Here is a 608-nt window from a genome sequence, read left to right as displayed (position 1 = left end):
GTGCCTGCCCTTCATCCAGCGCCAGATCGAGCTGGTGAACCCCGACGTGCTGGTGACGCTCGGCAATCCCTCGACGCAGACGCTGCTCGGAACGCGCGAAGGCATCATGCGCACCCGCGGCCGCTGGTTCGATTACGAGACCGGTGCGCGCACCATCCGCGCGCTGCCGACGTTTCATCCGGCCTATCTGCTCCGCTCGCCGTCCTACAAGCGGCTGGCCTGGCAGGATCTGCGGGCGATCGCGAAGGTGCTGGCGGGCGCGTGAGGGGCAGAACGCCCTATCCCCGTCATTGCGAGCGCAGCGAAGCAATCCAGACTGTCACCGCGGAGAGACTCTGGATTGCTTCGCTGCGCTCGCAATGACGAACGGAGAGAGCGCGGGAGCCGCCTACGTCCCCTTCGGCCGCACGATGGCCCAGCCGATCCGCAGCAGCTGCTGGCGGCCGGTCACCAGCCATTCGAAGGCGCGCGGCACTTCCGGCACGATGCCGGGAAAGCGTTTGAGGATGTCCGGCGGGGGCGTTCCGGCGGTGTCGGAGGCGCGCCAGACCACGACGCCGCCGGTCTCGCTGAACTTGGCCTGATTGATCCATGGCGTGCGCGCGGGC

At 68.4% G+C, this 608-nt stretch carries 1 protein-coding gene and 1 pseudogene; one reads left to right on the top strand and one right to left on the bottom strand.

Features of this window, described 5'->3' with window-relative positions; all coding sequences use genetic code 11:
* The coding region (locus AC1D00_RS44350) for a uracil-DNA glycosylase (RefSeq protein ID WP_477015105.1) at window positions 1-265 on the top strand (265 nt) is incomplete at its 5' end.
* Window positions 266-388: 123 nt separating this feature from the next.
* Here AC1D00_RS44350 and AC1D00_RS44345 read toward each other — a convergent pair.
* Window positions 389-608 (bottom strand): annotated as a pseudogene (locus AC1D00_RS44345) (glycosyltransferase family 39 protein); the annotation flags it as partial.

The organism is Bradyrhizobium sp. P2_E8 (genome assembly GCF_056403875.1).
The sequence above is the reverse complement of the archived record's forward strand: the minus strand, read 5'-3'. Positions and strand labels throughout refer to the sequence as shown.